This is a genomic window from Agrobacterium deltaense RV3 (genome assembly GCF_900013505.1).
GTDB classification, from domain to species: domain Bacteria; phylum Pseudomonadota; class Alphaproteobacteria; order Rhizobiales; family Rhizobiaceae; genus Agrobacterium; species Agrobacterium leguminum.
The window spans coordinates 209,829-229,174 of sequence record NZ_LT009746.1 but is presented as its reverse complement, the minus strand read 5'-3'; the positions used below and the strand labels follow the sequence as shown (position 1 = coordinate 229,174).

At 59.8% G+C, this 19,346-nt stretch carries 16 protein-coding genes and 1 pseudogene; 9 read left to right on the top strand and 8 right to left on the bottom strand.

The annotated features are described in order from the left end of the window. Nucleotides 1–251: 251 nt before the first annotated feature. Together AGR7B_RS15465 and AGR7B_RS15460 are read right to left on the bottom strand one after the other, a co-directional pair. Nucleotides 252–1,406 (bottom strand): annotated as a pseudogene (locus tag AGR7B_RS15465) (IS4 family transposase). Nucleotides 1,407–1,625: 219 nt separating this feature from the next. Next, nucleotides 1,626–2,312, bottom strand: a complete 687-nt coding sequence (locus tag AGR7B_RS15460; RefSeq protein WP_080857235.1) for an HAD-IA family hydrolase — start codon at nucleotides 2,310–2,312, stop codon at nucleotides 1,626–1,628. A 405-nt stretch (nucleotides 2,313–2,717) separates the two neighbouring features. Here AGR7B_RS15460 and minC point away from each other — a divergent pair, with 405 nt between their 5' ends. From minC to minE, 3 genes are read left to right on the top strand one after another with little or no spacing between them, the layout of a single operon-like run. Continuing rightward, entirely contained in the window at nucleotides 2,718–3,446 is a 729-nt protein-coding gene (minC, locus tag AGR7B_RS15455; RefSeq protein ID WP_161987806.1) for a septum site-determining protein MinC, read from the top strand. A gap of 34 nt (nucleotides 3,447–3,480) precedes the next feature. Next, nucleotides 3,481–4,296, top strand: a complete 816-nt coding sequence (minD, locus tag AGR7B_RS15450; RefSeq protein WP_003506498.1) for a septum site-determining protein MinD — start codon at nucleotides 3,481–3,483, stop codon at nucleotides 4,294–4,296. Then, complete coding sequence (gene minE / locus AGR7B_RS15445) at nucleotides 4,293–4,553, top strand: cell division topological specificity factor MinE (protein WP_020809474.1); 261 nt, start codon at nucleotides 4,293–4,295, stop codon at nucleotides 4,551–4,553. Before minD ends, minE begins: the two co-directional genes overlap by 4 nt. A gap of 42 nt (nucleotides 4,554–4,595) precedes the next feature. Here minE and AGR7B_RS15440 read toward each other — a convergent pair whose 3' ends face one another. The 3 genes from AGR7B_RS15440 to AGR7B_RS15430 all read right to left on the bottom strand — a co-directional run bounded on the left by AGR7B_RS15440 (nucleotide 4,596) and on the right by AGR7B_RS15430 (nucleotide 8,812). Next, on the bottom strand, nucleotides 4,596–5,498 hold the full coding sequence (locus AGR7B_RS15440) for an amino acid ABC transporter substrate-binding protein (RefSeq protein ID WP_080857234.1): 903 nt from the start codon (nucleotides 5,496–5,498) through the stop codon (nucleotides 4,596–4,598). 71 nt (nucleotides 5,499–5,569) lie between these two features. Further along, nucleotides 5,570–6,463 carry an amino acid ABC transporter substrate-binding protein gene (locus AGR7B_RS15435; protein WP_065655521.1) on the bottom strand — a complete coding sequence of 298 codons (894 nt, stop codon included), beginning with the start codon at nucleotides 6,461–6,463 and terminating at the stop codon, nucleotides 5,570–5,572. Nucleotides 6,464–6,493: 30 nt separating this feature from the next. After that, the gene (locus AGR7B_RS15430) at nucleotides 6,494–8,812 is read right to left on the bottom strand and encodes an EAL domain-containing protein (RefSeq protein ID WP_080857233.1); all 2,319 of its coding nucleotides are present in this window, start codon (nucleotides 8,810–8,812) and stop codon (nucleotides 6,494–6,496) included. Between the two features lie 343 nt (nucleotides 8,813–9,155). On the opposite strand from AGR7B_RS15430, the gene AGR7B_RS15425 reads away from it, so the two are divergent. Further along, nucleotides 9,156–10,514: an amidase gene (locus AGR7B_RS15425; protein ID WP_080857232.1), complete on the top strand. Its 1,359-nt coding sequence runs from the start codon at nucleotides 9,156–9,158 to the stop codon at nucleotides 10,512–10,514. 174 nt (nucleotides 10,515–10,688) lie between these two features. Here AGR7B_RS15425 and AGR7B_RS15420 read toward each other — a convergent pair whose 3' ends face one another. The 3 genes from AGR7B_RS15420 to AGR7B_RS15410 are packed head-to-tail and all read right to left on the bottom strand — an operon-like array spanning nucleotide 10,689 to nucleotide 13,700. Next, on the bottom strand, nucleotides 10,689–11,330 hold the full coding sequence (locus tag AGR7B_RS15420) for a ThuA domain-containing protein (RefSeq protein WP_078052708.1): 642 nt from the start codon (nucleotides 11,328–11,330) through the stop codon (nucleotides 10,689–10,691). A 17-nt stretch (nucleotides 11,331–11,347) separates the two neighbouring features. After that, nucleotides 11,348–12,448: a Gfo/Idh/MocA family protein gene (locus AGR7B_RS15415; RefSeq protein WP_078052709.1), complete on the bottom strand. Its 1,101-nt coding sequence runs from the start codon at nucleotides 12,446–12,448 to the stop codon at nucleotides 11,348–11,350. 52 nt (nucleotides 12,449–12,500) lie between these two features. After that, the gene (locus tag AGR7B_RS15410; RefSeq protein WP_065655517.1) at nucleotides 12,501–13,700 is read right to left on the bottom strand and encodes an ROK family transcriptional regulator; all 1,200 of its coding nucleotides are present in this window, start codon (nucleotides 13,698–13,700) and stop codon (nucleotides 12,501–12,503) included. A 195-nt stretch (nucleotides 13,701–13,895) separates the two neighbouring features. Here AGR7B_RS15410 and AGR7B_RS15405 point away from each other — a divergent pair, with 195 nt between their 5' ends. The 5 genes from AGR7B_RS15405 (at nucleotide 13,896) to AGR7B_RS15385 (ending at nucleotide 19,332) form a co-directional block, all read left to right on the top strand. Further along, nucleotides 13,896–15,197, top strand: coding sequence for an ABC transporter substrate-binding protein (locus tag AGR7B_RS15405; protein ID WP_080857231.1), 1,302 nt, complete (start codon nucleotides 13,896–13,898; stop codon nucleotides 15,195–15,197). Between the two features lie 67 nt (nucleotides 15,198–15,264). Continuing rightward, nucleotides 15,265–16,203 (top strand): carbohydrate ABC transporter permease, encoded by a 939-nt coding sequence (locus tag AGR7B_RS15400; RefSeq protein ID WP_078052711.1) that lies wholly within the window; start codon nucleotides 15,265–15,267, stop codon nucleotides 16,201–16,203. Beyond that, complete coding sequence (locus AGR7B_RS15395; protein ID WP_078052712.1) at nucleotides 16,196–17,044, top strand: carbohydrate ABC transporter permease; 849 nt, start codon at nucleotides 16,196–16,198, stop codon at nucleotides 17,042–17,044. The genes AGR7B_RS15400 and AGR7B_RS15395 overlap by 8 nt, the downstream gene beginning before the upstream one ends. 17 nt (nucleotides 17,045–17,061) lie before the next feature. Continuing rightward, nucleotides 17,062–18,135, top strand: a complete 1,074-nt coding sequence (locus tag AGR7B_RS15390) for an ABC transporter ATP-binding protein (RefSeq protein WP_080857230.1) — start codon at nucleotides 17,062–17,064, stop codon at nucleotides 18,133–18,135. 144 nt (nucleotides 18,136–18,279) lie between these two features. Next, on the top strand, nucleotides 18,280–19,332 hold the full coding sequence (locus tag AGR7B_RS15385; RefSeq protein WP_080858121.1) for a sugar phosphate isomerase/epimerase family protein: 1,053 nt from the start codon (nucleotides 18,280–18,282) through the stop codon (nucleotides 19,330–19,332). Nucleotides 19,333–19,346: the final 14 nt, after the last annotated feature.

Below are 19,346 nucleotides of genomic sequence, written 5' to 3'. Positions count from 1 at the left end.
AGATGGTCTTACCAATTTTATTAGGGCGCATTTATGCGGTGCTGTCAATTGGCCGCTGGTGGAAAAGTGTGGGGGCGGAGTTTGAGGCGGTTCAGCAGGTCGGGCGTTGTCTTAATTCCGGGCTTCTACCACTTCCGTCATTCCGGCTTGGAGTGGGCATTCAGCCAGCCCGAGTCTTTGTGCATAAGAGGATGGTAAAGTTCGCAAACCTTGCCGCCGTCATGCTCGGGCTTGTCCCACTACTGTCCGGTTTAAATTTGCGGCCATTGGAAGGCCATCTGGATTTGGTTTCTGGGTTTGTCTGGTGGCGGATCGAGAAGCCGATCGGTGCGTCGCCGGTGCATGAGGTTTGCGCGTACCAGCCGGGCGAAGGCGAGTGGGCTTGGCACGGTCTTCTGGTCAGCCTGCGCCAATCGCAGGAGCAGGTACGCGATCAGGGCGACAGCGATCTGGATGCGCACGGCATTTTCTGACGTGCCGAGGAAAATGGCTGATCTTCAGCGTCTGCTTGACCCAGCGGAAGAACAGTTCGATCGCCCAACGGCGCTTGTAGAGATCGGCGATCTCGTGAGCCGGTGCATCGAGATCATTGGAGAATATGCGCAACACCTTTCCCGTCTCGGTCCTGATGGTGATCTCGCGGACCGGATCGCTGAACGGATTTTGCGGCTTTTGGCCTGGCGGGCCGGCAACAGGCCGATGCGGTCGGACAGGATGACACCGTCGCCGTCCACCGCCTGCTCATGGGTGACCGTCAGCGGCGTATGCGACTTGAACCGGGTGACGATCCGGCATCCGGCTTTGTCCAGCTTGGCCCACCAGCCGAAATCATAATAGCCAAGATCAAAGACATAGGTTGCGCCTGATGCGATCGGCATGGCCTTGGCAGCCGTGATGTCGTTGATATTGGCCGGCGTGACCGCCGCATAGATCGGTTGTTCGGCATCCGCATCGTAGACGATGTGGACCTTGACGCCGCAGGCTTGATGGGAAAACCGCGCCCACTGCGATCCGGCACCGGAGAGGCGAACCCCTGTCGCATCGATGAGGTAGGTTGCCTCGCCCACCGCCCGGCGCAGGCCGCGTCCCGCCATCGCCACCATCTGCGCAAACAGCCCGGCAAAGACAGGGCTCGGACGCAGACGATTGGCATCGGCAAGCGTCGAGCGCGACACCGGCTTTGCGCCGACATGATAGAGCCGTGCAGAGTGGCTCTCCAGGCCAAAGACGATCTCGCGCAGGCTCACCGAACCCGCCAACTGCCCATACAGGAGGGCGACGAACTGGCTTTTGGTCGACAGCCGGCGGACATGCTTGTCAGCCCCGTGTTCATCCACAAGCCGCTCAAACGCCGCCCAGGGAATACGCTTCAAAAGATCATGAAAGACGCTATTCTTGTGCCGCACGGTGTTGCTCCTCTTTCGTGTCCGAGATCGTCGCCAAACGCTCGAATACGAGTAGAATCAACACCGTGCGCCATGTCCACCAAATTTAAACCGGACAGCAGGGGCTTGTCCCGAGCATCTGCTACCGGTCAGTTTTACGATAGGTGATTAGATCCTCGGGACAGTCCCGGGGATGGCGTTGGGTGGGATGGCTTGTTAGCGGATAGAAAGATCGGCTTTTCAGCCCCTGCCACCTGCGAGCCTCAGGGCGCCGTTCTCGCCGATGACGACATCCAGCTCACCATATCCGCCTATGGAAAGATGCGGCGTTTCGATGAGATGGGAGTGGGTGGCGTTGATGACGACCACGGTGGCGCCCATGCTTTCCCCGGCCTGAATTCCGGCGGGGGCGTCCTCGAAGACGACGCAGTTTTCAGGCGCGACGCCGAGCTTTTCCGCCGCCTTTTTATATCCTTCCGGATCGGGCTTGCCGTTCACCACGTCCTCGGCGCAGATCATCACCGCAGGCGGGGTGAGGCCTGCGGCCGCCAGTCGGCGCTCGGCGAGCGCGCGGGCGGCGGAGGTGACGATTGCCCATTTGCCGGCCGGCAATTTTTCGAGAAATGCCGCAGCCTCGGGAATCTGGAGGATCCCGTCGACATCGTCCATTTCCTTCTGCAGCAGCATCGCCGCCTGTTCCGCGACATCGAGACCGGGAACGGCCTCGCGGCGCACCACTTCCGACGCGCGCATGCCATGGATGCGCTGCAGGAAAGCGTTCGGCTCTATGCCGTTGTCCACGGCCCATTCGCGCCAGACCCGTTCCACCACCGCAATCGAGTTGAGCAATGTTCCATCCATGTCGAACAGGAAGGCCGCATAGTCTTGCGAAAATATCTGGTTCTGCGGCGGGACTTTGCTGTGCATCTCATTCTTCCGTTGAAGCTGTCGGGACGCCTGTCTCTACAGCATCGGCGGAGATAACGGAATCGCTTTTCCACCTCGAAGGCATAATGCGGTCATCTGGCCGAAGGTGGATGTTGTCCCGGAATCGGACGTTGCGGGTTCCGCGACTCGCCGGGTTGGGGTAGGGGACATGGCGTGCCCATCTCGCGATGACGGGCGTCAGGTTGCAGCAAGGATGAGCTGCTATCGTGAGTTTTCACAAGTGCCGGAAACGCGTTAAATCAAGAGGTAATGATGGATTTTGAATGTTTCGCATGAGGTTTTTCGGGGCGGAATTTTCTTAACGAGTCCGCCGCTTCAGGGGCGGCGTTAACCATTTGTTAACCATATTCGAGGTACCTAATTGTCAACGATTTGTTTACCAAGATGACCAAAGTGCTAACAGACCAGCGTTCGATCCGTATCAAAGGCCGCTCCTTCCTCGCAGTCGTCCTGTCTCCCGAATCTCCGGTCGATCAATGGCTGGAAAGGCTCGATGATCTAGCCGCCCGTTCAGCGGGCTTCTTCCTGTCGCGTCCGGTGGTTCTGGATGTGTCGGAGCTGTCGCTCGACAAGGCGGGGCTGAAGGAGCTGCTGGCGGCGCTGACGGAGCGCAATGTCGGCATCATGGGTATCGAGGGCGTTCGCCCCTCGATGATCGAGCCGGGCATGCCGCCGTCGCTGAAGGGCGGAAAGCCCGCTTCCGATGTCGAGGTTGAGCCGGTCGCCATCGCTGCCGAGTTGCCGGAGGAAAAGCCGCGCACTGCCGGTGAGGTCAGGGCCGTCGTGCCGTCGCTGGTCATCAACGAGCCGGTTCGCTCCGGCCAGTCGATCATGTTTCCCGAGGGTGACGTGACCGTCATCGGTTCGGTCGCCTCGGGGGCGGAAATCATCGCCGGCGGTTCGGTGCATATTTACGGCGCTCTGCGCGGTCGCGCCATGGCCGGTTCGCTCGGCAATGTTTCGGCGCGCATCTTCTGCCGCAAGCTGGAAGCGGAGCTTCTGGCCATCGACGGCGTCTACAAGGTGGCCGAGGACATCGACGACAAGCTGCGCGGCCAGCCCGTTCAGCTCTGGCTGGAAAACGATACGATCAAGGCCGCAAAGCTTGGCTGATAACAGAGAAACAACACAGGAACAGGAGAGCCATATGGGGAAGGTAGTCGTTGTAACTTCCGGCAAGGGCGGGGTGGGAAAGACCACCTCGACCGCAGCGCTTGGCGCCGCACTGGCGCAGAACAAGGAGAAGGTCGTGGTCGTCGATTTCGATGTCGGCCTGCGCAACCTCGATCTCGTCATGGGTGCTGAACGCCGCGTGGTTTACGATCTCGTCAACGTCATCCAGGGTGATGCCAAGCTGACGCAGGCGCTGATCCGCGACAAGCGCCTCGAGACGCTGTTCCTGCTGCCTGCCTCGCAGACGCGCGACAAGGACAATCTGACGCCGGAAGGTGTCGAATGGGTCATCAACGAGCTGAAGAAGCACTTCGACTGGGTGATCTGCGACAGCCCCGCCGGCATCGAACGCGGCGCGACGCTGGCCATGCGCCATGCGGATGTGGCCGTCGTGGTCACCAATCCGGAAGTCTCCTCGGTGCGCGACAGCGACCGCATCATCGGTCTGCTGGATTCCAAGACGCTGAAGGCGGAACGCGGCGAGCGCATGGAGAAGCATCTGCTTCTGACACGTTACGACGCTTCCCGCGCCGAGCGTGGCGATATGCTGAAGGTCGACGACGTTCTGGAAATTCTCTCCATTCCGCTGCTCGGCATCATTCCCGAAAGCACGGATGTGCTGCGGGCCTCGAACGTCGGTGCGCCTGTTACGCTGGCCGATGCCCGCTGCGCGCCGGCCATGGCTTATTTCGACGCCGCCCGCCGCCTGTCCGGCGAGGATATTCCGGTGGTCATTCCGGGCGAGAAGCGTGGCATCTTCTCCAAGATCTTCGCAAGGAGGGCTGCATGAGCATCTTCAGTCTTTTCCGCAAACAGAAGTCGGCACCGCTTGCGCGCGAACGCCTGCAGGTGCTGCTCGCCCACGAAAGGGCATCCTCCGGCTCCGATCTGGTCGCCATCCTCAGGGAAGAAATTCTCGGCGTCATCGCCAAACATGTGCAGATCGACAATGACCGGGTGCATGTGAAGATGGATCGCGACGAGCATGTCTCCATCTTGGAGATCGATGTCGAGATTCCTCTGGGTGCAGATCTGCGCGCCGCGTAAGATACGTCTTGAAAAAACGCCGCCCGCCACCGGGCGGCGTTTTTATTCCGCTGTCGTATCGACGGGTTTTCGAAATGCCTCCGCCAGATCGCCGGGCAGCGGGCGCTTCAGGTTGATTCCGTTTGGCGGGATCGGCGCATTGAACCATTTGTCGTAGATTTTATCGATTTCGCCGCTCTCATAGATTTGGCCGAGCGCTTCGTTGACGGCGTCGCGGAAGCCGGTATCGCCGTGGCGGAGCATCAGGCCATAGGGCTGCGGCGGAGCGAGATATTCGTCGGAGATGACGTAGTCTTCCGGCTTGCCGGTCTCGGCAACGAAGGAGCGAAGAAGTATGTCGTCCATGACGAAGGCCGAGGCACGGTTTTCCGTCACCATGTCGAAACTGCCCTCGGTGCTGTCATTTTGCAGAACAGCGACGTTCAGCCCCAGTTTGCGATTGAGCACGTTGAGTTGGGTGATGTTGATGGTTCCCGTCGTGACCACCACCGTTCGCCCGGCGAGATCGGCGACGGTGTTGAGGCCGCTCGATTTCAGCGCCACATAACGGGTGCCGGTGATGAAGTGGCTGTAAGAGAACCACACGGCCTTGCGCCGCTCCTCGGTATTCGTGCTCGCCACGCATTCCATGTCCATCGTGCCGTCATTGAGAAGCATGATGCGGTTGCTGGGCGTGCGCTTGACGAACTCGACCTTCAGTTCCGGCAAGCCGAGCTTTTTCTTGATGGAATCCGCCACTCTCAGGCATAGCTCGATGCTGTAGCCAATAGGCTCCGGGCCGGTGCCGAGATAGGAAAAGGGAATATTGCGATCTGCATAACCGAGCTTGATGGTGCCGGTTCTGGCAATGGTTTCAAGTGTCGGCGGTTGGGCATCCTCGCTCACCGCCTGGGCGGGAAGAAGACTTGAAAAAACGAGCATAAGCCATAATGTCGATCTCTGCATCGCGCATCTCCAGCCAAAGAATCCGTCAAAACATTTTCATGAAAATCGATACGGGTGGACGCCTTGCGCTCTCAGTCCTGGTATTCGCTCGGATGTTCGTATGCCTGTTTCAGAGAGGCGGCCATCGGCAAGTTCAGGTTCATGCCGTTTGGGGGAATGGGCTTGGTGAACCACTTTTCATAAAGGCCATGAATAACCGGCCCGGTGAAAATATGCCGAAGGCTCTCATTGACCGCCGCCTTGAAACCCGGATCGTTGCGCCGGAAAACCAGGCCATAAGGCTCGGGGGCGCTCAGCGTTTCCTCAGAAAGCGCATAGAGGTCCGGATTCTCTGATGTTGCCGCCAGCGCCGCGAGCAATATGCCATCCATGACAAAGGCGGAGGCCTTGCCGGAGACCACGAGTTCGAAGGCCTCCTCATTGGTTTTCGTCGGCATCACCGAGATATTGAGGTTCTTCGCCCGGTTGACGGCGTTGAGCTGCTCGATATTGACGGTGCCGGAAGCGGATGTGACGGACCGCCCGGCGAGATCGGCAAGGCTTTTCAGATTGTCCTGCTTGCGGGAGAGAAACTGCGTTGCGGTCATGAAGTTGGGATAGGAGAAATCCACGATCTTGCGGCGTTCGCTATTGTTGGTCGTGGCCGCGCATTCAATGTCGATCTGGCCGCCGCGGACAAGGATGAAGCGGGTCGCGGGCGTCGCCTTGACATATTCGAGTTCGATCCTGTCGAGCTTCAGCTTCCTGCGAATATCTTCGCTGATCGCCCGACAAAGATCGGTCGAGAAACCGGTGACCTCCCCATTCGGCAATTGATAGGAAAAGGGCGGTTCGGCTTCGCGATAGCCGATGCGGATCTTTGCGGTTTTGGCGATCTGCTGGAGCGTATTGCCTTCGCCGGCAGCCTGGAGAGGCGTGATGGGAGCAAGGCATGTGAGGAAAAGGCAAAATACTGAAAGACGCATTTTATGTCCTCTGGGCCGGCGGCCGGTTTCTCAAATGGCTTTTTGTGGCGGGCAATAGGTTTCCTGTGTCGGACGACCGATGTCGCCGAATTCATCCTGCGTGATCGGAGTGATGACGGCGCGGTTCTTGAGAATGCGGGCAAGCGGCGCGGGCTCGGCAAAATAATAACCCTGCGCTTCGTCGCAGCCGGAAAGCTTGAGCGCTTCGACCTGCTCCCTGTTTTCAACGCCCTCGGCGGTGACCTTCAGGCCGATCTGTTCAGCCATGTCGATGACGGTGTTGACGATGGCGGAACACATGGGATTGGACGGCAGGCCGGAGACGAATTCCCGGTCGATCTTGATCTTGTCGAAGGCGACATGGGTGAGCGTGCTGAGCCCTGCATAACCGGTGCCGAAATCGTCAAGCGCGAGGCGAACGCCCCTTTCCTTCAGCAGTTTCAGGGCTCGGGCGCTGTTGTCGCGCTCCAGCATGACCGTTTCCGTCACTTCCAGTTCAAGCCGTTCCGCCGGGAAGCCGGATGTTTCAAGCGCCCGGTCCACTATCGGTACGATGTCGTCATTGCTGAGCTGAACGGCGGATAGATTGACGGCGAGCCTGATATCCTTGGGCCATGTCATCGCATCCCTGCAGGCCTGTGCCAGAACCCACTCGCCCAACGGCTTGATGAAGTTGTTTTCTTCGGCAAGCGCGATGAAGCGGTCCGGTGCGATGAGGCCAAGCTTGCTGTGTCGCCAGCGGGCCAGCGCTTCATAAGCGACGATGCGACCGCTCTGCAGATTGACAACCGGCTGGTAATGCAGCTCGAATTCCTGGTTTTCGAGCGCGGATTTCATGTCTATTTCCAGCGCATGCTTGTGCTGCGCCGCCATGTCCATGCCTGGCTCATAAAAGACGAAATAGCCGCAGCCCATGGATTTCGCCCGGTAAAGGCCGAGATCGGCATGTTGCAGAAGCTGCGTTGCGGATGTGCCGTGGCCCGGCGCGCAGGCGATGCCGATGCTGGTATCGATGCTGATATCGCTGCCTTCGAGACCGAAACTGCGCGAGACGGCATGGACCACCCGCGCGGCCAGCATCGCCGCATCGCTCTCGCAATCACCGTTTGCCGATTGTATGATCGCGAATTCGTCGCCGCCGAGACGGCTTACCATGTCGTTTTCACCCAGCACGGCGGAAATCCGTGAGGCCACCGCCACCAGCAGGGCATCGCCGGCGGCGTGTCCGAGTGTGTCATTGACGGCCTTGAAGCGGTCCAGATCGAGCAGCATGACGTTGAATGGCTGGCCCGACGCGGCAAGCTGTTCGAGACGGTTTTCCAGTGTCTTCATCAGCAGCACGCGGTTTGGAAGTCCGGTAAGCGCATCGTGATGGGCCATATGTTCCAGCTGCTGCGCCATATCGCGAATCTGCCGCAGGCGTCCGCGTTCCAGAACCGCCTCACGCAACGTCTCGATGGCGGTGGCCATGTCGCCGATCTCGTCCCGCCGCTCCTGAAACGGCGTGGCGACATCCGTTTCCTCGCGGGCGATCCGAAGCGTCGCCTGCACCAGCGCCGGGACCGGTTTCAGGAAATGCCGGGCGATGACGGTCACAAGCACGCCGGTGACGGTCAAGACCACGATCAGCGCGGCGAGCGAATTATAGATGAGCTTGCGCTGCGCGCCATAAAGCGCGTCCGAGCCGCCGATGCTGACGGCGACCGCGCCGATGGGTTTCTTCGTTTCCGTGCTGATGATCGGCAGCAGGCCGATATAATGGCTGGATTCGCCGATGGTCGCAAAACCAGTGGAAAAACGCGCGGCGACCGCATCCCGGGAAAAGATGGGATCGGTGGCGAGCGGCTTTTCATCGTCATCGGTGGCGTTGTCGAAAGCCGCCGCGATCTGCCGGAAGCCGGAATCTGCCTCGTCATAACGGAAAAGCCAGACGGCATTCTTGGTCTGTGCGCCGATAAGCGCGAGAACATCGCTGGGGTTGAAGCCGGTGACGAGAATGGATTCATCGTCGCCGATGGGTTTGTCGGTCAATATGCCGTTGACCTGCCCGTCGGCATCGGCGGTGACGCTGACATAAGTGTAGATGCTGCGAAGCGTGGCGCTGGCGATCTGCGAATTAACGCGGGCCTGGTTGAGCCATTGCTCGCTGGCGGCGGCGACGAACATATACCAGCCGACAAGCGCACCGATGCTGTAGGAAAAGATCACGCCGCCGAGGAATATCAGGGTTATCTTGCTGGCGAGCGAACGCCGCCGCGAAAACCGGCCTGTTTCCGGCTGCGTTGGCGAGCGAAGCGTGTGGCCCGGTTCAACCTGTCTATCTGTCCCGCGATAGGCAGTCTCTTCCATTCGCGATAGTCCCCCGCGATGTCGCGTTATAATTGTTTTATGGAATTTTATAGGGCATGCATTTCAATGCTGTCTGCTAAATAATTCAACAAAGTTTAGATGCGATTAAGAATTAATCCGTCTTTTTATAGTCGTAGCTTATATAAGAGATGGCGTTCCTGCACCTCAGGTTGAAAAAATCAGAGGTTGGAAATGAATCGTCAAGGATAAACTCCAAAATTCTGCGATCGCTGCCATGTTTCCCGATCCGGCATGCCGGTCCTCGATAGCGCGGCGATTGGCCTTGCCAATTGGCCGATAAACGGCATGTTGTGCGCAACATGCTGCTTTCAGGGAAGATATCATGGCTCATAAAGGCAAAAACATCGCGCAGCTTTCCGTACTCCTCCAGAGCGGCCATCTCGATCCGTGTGCCCTGGTGGAAGAGACGCTGGATGCGATCGGCGGCGGGGACGATCAGGCGATTTTTGTTGAGTTGACGGCAGCGCGGGCGATGTCGGAGGCGGAAGCCGCGGCGAAACGCATTGGTGAGGGCCGTTCCTGTGGTGTGCTCGATGGTATTCCGGTGGCCTGGAAGGACCTGTTTGACCTTGAAGGCATGGCGACCACGGCGGGATCGACGGTGCTTGCCAACGATAAGCCTGCGTCTCGCGACGCGGATGTGGTGACGGCGCTGAAACAGGCGGGCATGATCTGCATCGGCCGCACCAATATGAGCGAGTTCGCGTTCTCCGGTCTCGGCATCAATCCGCATTACGGTACGCCCCGCAATCCTGCTTCTACGGATGGTCACCGTCTGCCGGGCGGCTCTTCGTCGGGTGCGGGCGTCGCCGTGGCTGCCGGTCTGGTGCCGGTAGCGATCGGCACCGATACCGGTGGATCGGTGCGTATTCCCGCCGCCTTCAACGGCGTGGTGGGTTACAAGGCAAGTCGTGGCCGTTATTCGATGCGCGGGGTTTATCCCTTGGCGAAAAGCCTCGATTCGCTCGGCCCGCTCACGCACACCGTACAGGACGCCGTCTGGGTGGATGCCGCCATGCGCGGCAAGGCGGCTGCCGATCTCACGCGCGCGCCTCTTTCCGGCCTGTCGCTGGTGGTTCCGGAAACGGTCTTTTTCGATGGCATCGAGGATGGCGTCGCAGCCGCTTTCGAGCAGGCGGTGGAACGTCTCGTCCGCGCCGGCGCTTCGGTGCGGCGGCAGGCATTCCCGATTTTTTCGGAACTGTTCGATCTTATCAGGGAAAAGGGTGCGCTGGTGACGGCTGAGGCCTTCGCCCTGCACAAGACCCGGCTGGAAGGTGCCGACGCCGCCCGCATGGACCCGCGCGTGGTGGCCAGAGCAGGGCTCGGCGCGAATATTTCCCTGCCGGACTATATCGCCATCATCGACGCGCGCGAACGCATGACGGCGGCGTTTTCCGGCATGATTGGCAGGCAAGAGCTGCTGGTATCGCCGACATTGCCGCATGTCGCGGCCAAAGTCGCGCCGCTTCTCGAGAGTGACGATGCCTTTTTCGCCATGAATGCGAAGACCCTGCGTAACACCCAGATCGGCAATTTTTTCGATCTCTGCGGTGTTTCGATCCCCTGCGGAACGGGCGATGCGGGCATGCCGGTCGGCCTGCTGCTTTCCGGCCTGCACGGCACGGACGATCATGTGCTCAGCGCGGCGATGGCGGCGGAAGAGATTATTCGCGGCTGAGGAGAGGGCGGTTCACACAGCCATTCTCCGTCACCCCGGATTTGATCCGGGGTCCAGCGCGATCAAGTCCTTGATCGTGAAAGACTCCTGACGCCGCGCAGACGCGCGGCTGCTGGATGCCGGATCAGGTCCGGCATGACGGAGAGAGTACTTGGCCGCCTCCTACCGACAACCTCAACGCGCCGCCCAATTCGCGCCACGGCGGAACATGGTTTTCATCTGCGGCACGGAAAACTCCTTGGCCTGATGGCCGAGCGCCGAATAGAAGACGCGGCCCTTGCCGTATTTGCGTTTCCAGACAACCGGCATCACCACGCCGTCGATCCACCATGCGTGCTCACCTGTAAACTTCGTCGTCGCGAGAACCTCGTTGGAGGGGTCGACATGCATGTAATATTGCTCCGACGTATAGGGGAAATCGGAAATCCCCTCCATCAGCGGGTCGTCGGGGCGGATGATGTTGACATGGTAGTCGATGATATTGCCGGGATGGGCAACCCATTGGCCGCCGATCATGAACTGATATTCCACACATTCGCGGAAACTGTCGCCCGCACCGCCATGAAAACCGGCAATGCCGACGCCGTTTTCCACGGCGGCCGTCAGGTTCTTGATCTCTTCCTTTTCGATCTTCGACATGGTGACGATGGGCACCACGAGGCTCAGATCATGCACCGAAGGATCGGCGAAGGCCTCGGTTGAGTGCTCCACATAGACCTTGAAACCGTCCTCCTCCAGCATGTCCTTGACGATGGTGGCGCATTCCTGCGGCTCGTGGCCGCTCCAGCCGCCCCAGACGATGAGTGCTTCGCGCATTTATTTCCTCCTCCGAATTATTTGCCGAGCTGGCCGTTGACCAGCGATGTTTCAAGCGGAGCAGGGCGCTCCGCCTTGGTGGTGATGGAAATGGCGGTGCCGGTGTCCGATGCGGTCTGGAAGGCTTCCATCACCTCCAGCACATGCAGGGCAAGATCGCCATTGGCGCGGTGCGGGCGGTTCTCGCGGATCGCATGGGCCATGTCGGCGACGCCTATCGAACGATAATTGCCGTCAGCATAGGGGGACGACAGCGCCTGCGGCTCGAACTGGCCGCCCTTTTTCAGCAATTGCACCTCGCCGCCGAAATGGTTTGGATCGGGGACGATCAACGTGCCTTCGGTGCCATAGAGTTCCAGCGGCACATGTTTGTGGCCCGCCACATCGAAGCTCATGCCCACCTGCACCACGGCGCCGTTCTCAAAAGCCAGCACGCCGGACACATGTGTGGCGACGTGGACGGGGATTTTTTCACCGTTCTTCGGCTCGCTGGTAATGAGGCGTTCATTGCGCGGCGAGATGGCAAAGCCCGCCACTTTGGCGACCGGGCCGAACAGGTTGACGAGATCGGTGATGTAATAGGGCCCCATATCCAGCATCGGCCCGCCGCCGACCTCGTAATAAAAGGCCGGGTTGGGGTGCCAGCGCTCGTGGCCGGGGCACATGAAGGTGGCCGTTCCACCGACCGGCTGGCCGAGCACGCCCTCATCGATCAGCCGGCGTGCGGTCTGGTGCCCGCCGCCGAGGAAAGTATCCGGGGCCGAGCCGATGCGAAGGCCCTTTGCCTTTGCCGCATCCGCAAGCCGCTTGCCCTCGGCGAAATTGATACCGAGCGGTTTTTCGGAATAGGCATGTTTGCCCGCGTCCAGCGCGCGCAGGCCAACTTCCACATGCGCCTTGGGAATGGTCAGGTTGACGATGATCTCCACGGAAGGATCTGAGAGAAGCGCGTCGATGCTTTTTGCCTGGAGGCCGAATTCATCGGCGCGGGCCCTTGCGGCCTCCTCGTTCATATCCGCAAGACCGCGAATGTCGAGAATGGGAAACGACGCCATGGCCTTGAGATAGGCGCTGGAGATGTTGCCGCAGCCGATGATGCCGATACCGACCCTGTTCATGTGATTTCCTCCCGTAAATCAGAAATGCCGAAGCCCGTGCTCAACCCGTGGGTTAAAGCGCCGGTCCCGTGGTGTTCCATGGCGATTCGTAAAGTTCGTAAAGCGCGACGGCCGCAGCCCCCTGCGCCCATAATTCGTCGCTCGCAATGTCGAAAACCAGCTCGGCGACGCCGGCCAGCGAAGGCGGAACGGCGGCGTTGTAGCTGTCACGAATACTGGCGATGAAGGGTTCTCCGAGCTCGAGGCTGGAGCCAGTGATGATGACCCGTGGCGGCGCAAACAGCGTGACGATATTGGCAAGCGTCAGGCCGAGCGCTGCGCCGGCGCGCAAAGCGGCCGCGATGAGATCGTGGTCTTCCGCCGCAATCAATGCATGGGCATGCTGCATGCCGCGGCCGAGCCGGATCGCCTCGGCAAAGCGCCCATCCGCCGGGCGGGAGCCCAGAATGGCGTTTTCGCCCGCCTGGCTCGCCAGCCGCACCGTGCCCTCATTGGCAAGGCCGATGACGAGGTCGCCGAGATTGTGGCTGAGCCCGCCGGCACCGCGAAACAGCTGGTTCTGGTGCAGCACGCCAAGCCCCAGCGTCTGTTCGAGCGAAATCAGCACCATGTCTTCCAGATCGCGCGCATGGCCGAACCAGTGATGGGCGAGCGTGATGGCGTGGGCGTCGCTTTCGATAATGGTCGGCGAATTCAGCCGCGCGGTCATTTCCTCGGCGAAATTGACGTTCACTTCGCGTAAAATCGGGCTGCTGCGAATTTTCCCGGTGCGATGCTCGATGACGCCGGGCAGGCCCAGGCAGACCATGTCCACATCTTCCAGCGAAAGACCGGCATCGACGACGCAGCGCCGCACCCCGTCCTCCACAAGATCGGCGATGACGCCGATGGGCTGACGGTCGACACGGATCGGTAGTGCAAGCGTTGAAAGCACGTTGCCGCAGAAATCAGTAACGACGAAGACCATGCGGCTTGCGGCGATCTTGGCGCCCACCACGCGGGCGGCATCCGGGTTCAGTTCCAGCATCACGCGCGGCCTGCCGCGTGCGCCTTCGGTGCGGATATCGCCGATATGACGGGTGAGGATAAGCCCGTCATCGAGCAGCGAGGCGGTAATAGCCGAGACGGTGGTGGTGGAAAGCTCAGTTCTTTCGCTGATTTCCACCCGCGAGATCGGCCCATGGCGGCGGATGCTGTCCAGCACGCTCAGCCTGTTGATCGCGCGCATTAATTCTGGGTCTGCGGTCTTCATGGGGTCCTGCTGCGATCGGCTTCGATCTAAAACGAATTTATATCGGATTGCGGATTAAATAACGTCTGCCGGGAGGGGTGTGTCAAGCCATCAGGGTAAAAAATCAGCAACCCGCCTTGACATTGGGCAGGGTGTGGGGTGAATTAATCCGCATTGGGGAATAAATGGTGAGGAACCCCAGGGAGGATCACGAACATGACCTATTGGCACGCAGGCGCAAGCCTGAGCGGCAGGCGGATTGCCTTTGCCGCAACGACAAGCATAGCCCTGATGCTCGGCGCGGCCAGCGCCTCGGCGGCGACCGTCGTTAAATGGATGCATGTGGAATTGGACCCAAAATCCGTGGCTGTCTGGGAGGAGATCGCCAAGGAATACGAGGCCAAGCACCCCGATGTCGATATTCAGCTGCAGTTCCTCGAAAACGAGGCTTTCAAGGCGAAATTGCCGACGCTGCTGCAATCCAACGACGTGCCGGATTTCTTCTATAGCTGGGGTGGCGGCGTCCTTGAGGAACAGTCCAAGACCGGTGCGCTGAAGGATCTGACCGAGGTTTTCGACGCCAATGGCGGCAAGCTGCGGCAGGCCTATAATGCATCCGCAATCGACGGCCTGTCTTTCGACGGTAAGGTCTGGGCCGTGCCTTACCGTGTCAGCCTTGTCAGCTTCTTTTACAACAAGGAGCTGTTTGCCAAGGCCGGCGTGAAGGCCGATGACATCAAGACCTGGGACGATTTCAGCGCCACGGTCAAGAAGATCAAGGAAGCGGGCATCGTCCCGATTGCCGGTGGCGGCGGTGAAAAATGGCCGATCCATTTCTACTGGAGCTATCTCGTCATGCGCAATGGCGGGCAGGCCGTGTTCGATGCCGCCCGCAAGGGCGAAGGCGAAGGTTTCATGGATCCGGCGATCATCACGGCGGGTGAACAGCTGGCCGAGTTCGGCAAGCTCGAACCCTTCCAGCCCGGTTATCTCGGCTCTACCTGGCCACAGGCGCTCGGTGTCTTCGGCGACGGCAAGGCGGCGATTATTCTCGGTTTCGACAATACGGAAGCCAACCAGCGCAAGAATGCCGGTGACGGCAAGGGGCTGGCCGCAGACAATATCGGCCGCTTCGCCTTCCCGGTTGTCGAGGGCGGTGCGGGCAAGGCCACAGATACGCTGGGCGGCCTGAACGGCTGGGCTGTCACGAAAAACGCGTCCAAGGAAGCGATCGATTTCGCCACCTTCCTTACCAGCAAGGAAAGCGAAGAGAAAATGGCGACCGCCGGTATGATCCTGCCGGTTGCCACAGGGGCTGCCGGTGCGGTGAAGAACCCGCTGCTGGCGGATTCCGCCAAGCAGCTGGCTGCTTCCACCTGGCACCAGAACTTCTTCGACCAGACGCTCGGCGCTGCCGTTGGTCGTGTCGTCAACGATATCTCGGTTGAGATCGTTTCCGGCCAGATGACTGCCGAAGAGGGTGCCCAGCAGATTCAGGACGCATTCGAACTGCGCTGATCTGGTTTCCACGGCGGCGCCGCGAATGTGCGGCGCTGCTTATCTGCCTCCACGAAAGCGGATAGAAATGACGGATATTTCCATGACTTCTGCGTCCATACCGGCGCGCGGCGCGGCGAAGACAAAGCGCAAGCAAAGCTCGGTCGCGCATGACCGGGCGCTGACCCTTCTGGTCTTCCTGCCGCCCGCACTGCTGCTCTTTACCCTGTTCGTCATCCTGCCCATGGGCGAGGCGGCGTGGTACAGTCTTTACCGCTGGAACGGCTACGGCACGCCGACCGATTTTGTCGGCCTGAAGAATTTCCAGGTGCTTTTCGGCAATGCCGCATTCTCACAGGCCCTGATCAATAACGGCCTCATTATCCTCATTTCGATCCTGATTCAGATTCCGCTGGCCATCTGGCTCGCCATGATGCTGGCGCACCGCATTCCCGGCGTCGTCGCCTTCCGCCTGGTGTTCTTTCTGCCTTACGTTCTCGCTGACGTCGCGGCGGGTCTGATCTGGCGTTTCGTTTATGATGGCGATTATGGCCTGTTTGCCGCCATTTCCAATTTCTTCGGTTTCGCCAATCCCTATGTGCTGGCCGATAAGGATGTGGCGATCTATGCCGTGCTCGGCGTCATCGTCTGGAAATATTTCGGCTTTCACATGATGCTGTTCATCGCCGGCCTCCAATCCGTCGACAAGAATGTGCTGGAAGCCGCCGAAATCGATGGCGCTTCCGGCTGGCAGAAATTCCGATACGTCACCTTGCCGATGCTCGGCTCCACCGTTCGCCTGTCCGTCTTCTTTGCGGTCATCGGCTCGCTGCAGCTCTTCGACATGATCATGCCGCTCACCGGCGGCGGGCCGTCCAACTCCACGCAGACCATGGTCACTTTCCTCTACACCTACGGCGTCATGCGCATGCAGGTGGGGCTTGGCAGCGCGGTCGGCGTCGTTCTCTTCGTCATCTGCGTGACGCTCGCCTTCGGTTACAAAAGGATTTTCATGCGCCATGACTGACACATCCACCTCCGTCCGCATGCCGCTGCAAACCAAGCTCTATCTTTATATATCGCTGAGTCTGATCGCGGCCATCGTGCTCATCCCGTTGCTCACCACCGCGCTTGGCGGCTTCAAGACGCTGGGAGACCTGCGTGTGAACCCGTTCGGCATCCCGGCCGAATGGCAATGGGCCAATTATGGCGATATTCTCTTCGGAAAACGCTACTGGCTGCAAATCTTCAATTCGCTGGTCATCGCGCTGTTGACGGTATTCCTGACGCTGACCGTCTCGGCCATGGCCGCCTTCACCTTCGCGCATGTGAAGTTCTTCGGCTCGTCCTTCCTGCTGAATTATTTCCTGCTGGGACTGATGTTCCCGGCGGCCACCGCCATCCTGCCGTTGTTCATCCGCATCCGCGATCTCGGCCTGCTCGACACCTATTGGGGTGTGGTGCTGCCGCAGGTGGCCTTCGGGCTTGGCATGAGCATTCTCCTATTCCGCAATTATTTCCGCAATCTGCCGGAGGAGCTGTTTCAGGCCGCCTTCGTGGATGGGTGCGGTTATCTGCGCTTCTTCTGGCACATTTCCGTGCCGCTCTCGCGGCCGATCGTGGCGACCGTCGGCATCGTTTCCTTCGTCGGCAGCTGGAACAGCTATATCCTGCCGCTGATCATGCTGAATTCGGAATCGAAATATCCCTGGCCGCTCGGCATCATGGTCTATCGCGGTGAATTCGGCACCGAATGGCAGCTCGTTCTCGCCTTCATCACGCTGACGATCCTGCCGACCGTCATCGTCTTCTTCCTCGCACAGAAACACATCATCGCGGGCCTGACGGCCGGTGCCGTCAAATCGTGACGTGAAAGGAGCAAAACATGGCTTCCGTCGAACTTAGGGATATCCGCAAGTCCTATGCCGCCCTCGATGTCATTCACGGCATCTCGCTCGATATTACGGATGGCGAATTCATCGCCCTGGTCGGGCCTTCCGGCTGCGGCAAGTCCACCCTGCTGCGCATGATCGCCGGGCTGGAGGAAATCACCGATGGGGATATTCTCATCGGCGAGAAGGTGGTCAATGGCATGACCCCGCGTGAGCGCAACATCGCCATGGTGTTTCAGTCCTATGCGCTTTATCCGCATATGACGGTGGCCGAAAACATGGGCTTCAACCTGAAGCTAGCCGGCCAGCCGAAAAACGTCATTGAAGAGCGCGTGGCGGAAGCCGCTCGCATGCTCGATCTCGGCAAGCTTCTGGATCGCAAGCCCTCGCAACTCTCCGGCGGCCAGCGCCAGCGCGTCGCCATGGGCCGCGCCGTGGTGCGCAACCCGGCCGTCTTCCTGTTCGATGAGCCGCTGTCCAACCTCGACGCCAAGCTTCGCGTGCAGATGCGCAGCGAAATCAAGGCGCTGCACCAGAAGGTCGGCACGACCTCAATCTATGTCACCCACGACCAGATCGAGGCGATGACGCTGGCGGACCGGGTGGTGGTGCTCAATCACGGTCGCATCGAACAGCAGGGCACGCCGCTCGAGCTCTACAAGACGCCCGCCAATCTCTTCGTCGCCGCCTTCATCGGCTCACCGGCCATGAACCTCATCGAATGCGTGGTCGATGGCGAGGGAGACCAGCCTGCCGCCCGGCTGAAGGACGGAACCGCGATCCGCATTGCCGCCTCTCGAAAGGTGAAACGCGACCAGCCGGTGACGATTGGCTTGAGGCCGGAACATATCGGCTCGGCCATCGGCGGTGATGTGTCGCTCTCCGGCCGGACGCTGCTGGTGGAGCCGACCGGCGCACAGACCCATGTGATCTTCGAACTGGCGGGCGATCATGTGACGGCGGTGGTGGATGGCGAGCAGCCGGTCAAGGTCAACACTCCCTTTGCTGCCACCGTGCACCATGAGCGTGTGCACGTCTTCGACAGGGCGAGCGGACTGGCGCTTTAAGCGCCTTCAGCATTTTCAACGAAATGCGGAAATTCTCTCGTCCCTCCGCTTTTGGGGCTTGTTTGAAAATCACGAGCGGTTAGCTTGGCGCTTGGGAAAAAAGCGGATTACCGCGAAACTGTATCGATGCAGGAGGAGATTTTTATGAGAACGATCAAGGGACCGGGTCTTTTTCTCGGCCAGTTTGCCGGCGATGCCGCACCTTTCAACAGCTGGGACGGCATTACCAAATGGGCGGCGGAAAAGGGCTATGCCGGTGTGCAGGTGCCGACATGGGCCGGACAGCTGATCGATCTCAAAAAAGCGGCGGAATCGAAGGATTATTGCGACGAATTTGCCGGGGTCGCGCGCCAGAACGGTGTCGAGGTGACCGAGCTTTCCACCCATCTGCAGGGCCAGCTGGTTGCCGTTCACCCGGCCTATGACGAGGCGTTCGACGGTTTTGCAGCGCCTGAAGTGCGCGGCAATCCAAAGGCCCGCCAGCAATGGGCGGTGGAGCAGGTGAAGCTGGCGCTGAAAGCCTCGAAAAATCTCGGCATCAAGGCGCATGCGACCTTCTCCGGTGCGCTTGCCTGGCCCTTCGTTTACCCGTGGCCGCAGCGCCCGGCCGGTCTGGTGGAAACAGCCTTCGACGAGCTGGCGAAACGCTGGACGCCGATCCTCGATTATGCCGATGAGCAGGGTGTGGATGTCTGCTACGAAATCCATCCCGGCGAAGACCTGCATGATGGCGTGACGTTCGAGATGTTCCTGGAGCGGGTGAGGAACCACAAGCGCGCCAACATGCTCTACGATCCGTCGCATTACATTCTGCAATGCCTCGATTATCTCGACAATATCGACATCTACAAGGACCGCATCAAGATGTTCCACGTCAAGGATGCGGAGTTCAATCCGACCGGGCGGCAGGGCGTTTATGGCGGTTATCAGGGCTGGGTCAACCGCGCGGGCCGGTTCCGTTCGCTGGGCGACGGGCAGGTGGATTTCGGTGCGGTTTTCTCGAAAATGGCGGCCAATGATTTCGACGGCTGGGCCGTGGTCGAGTGGGAATGCGCGCTGAAGCATCCTGAAGACGGTGCTCGGGAAGGAGCCGAATTCGTCAAGGCGCATATCATCCGCGTCACGGAAAAAGCCTTTGACGATTTCGCATCGAGCGGCACGGACGATGCGGCCAACCGCCGTATGCTTGGGCTTTGAGAGCATTTCAGGGG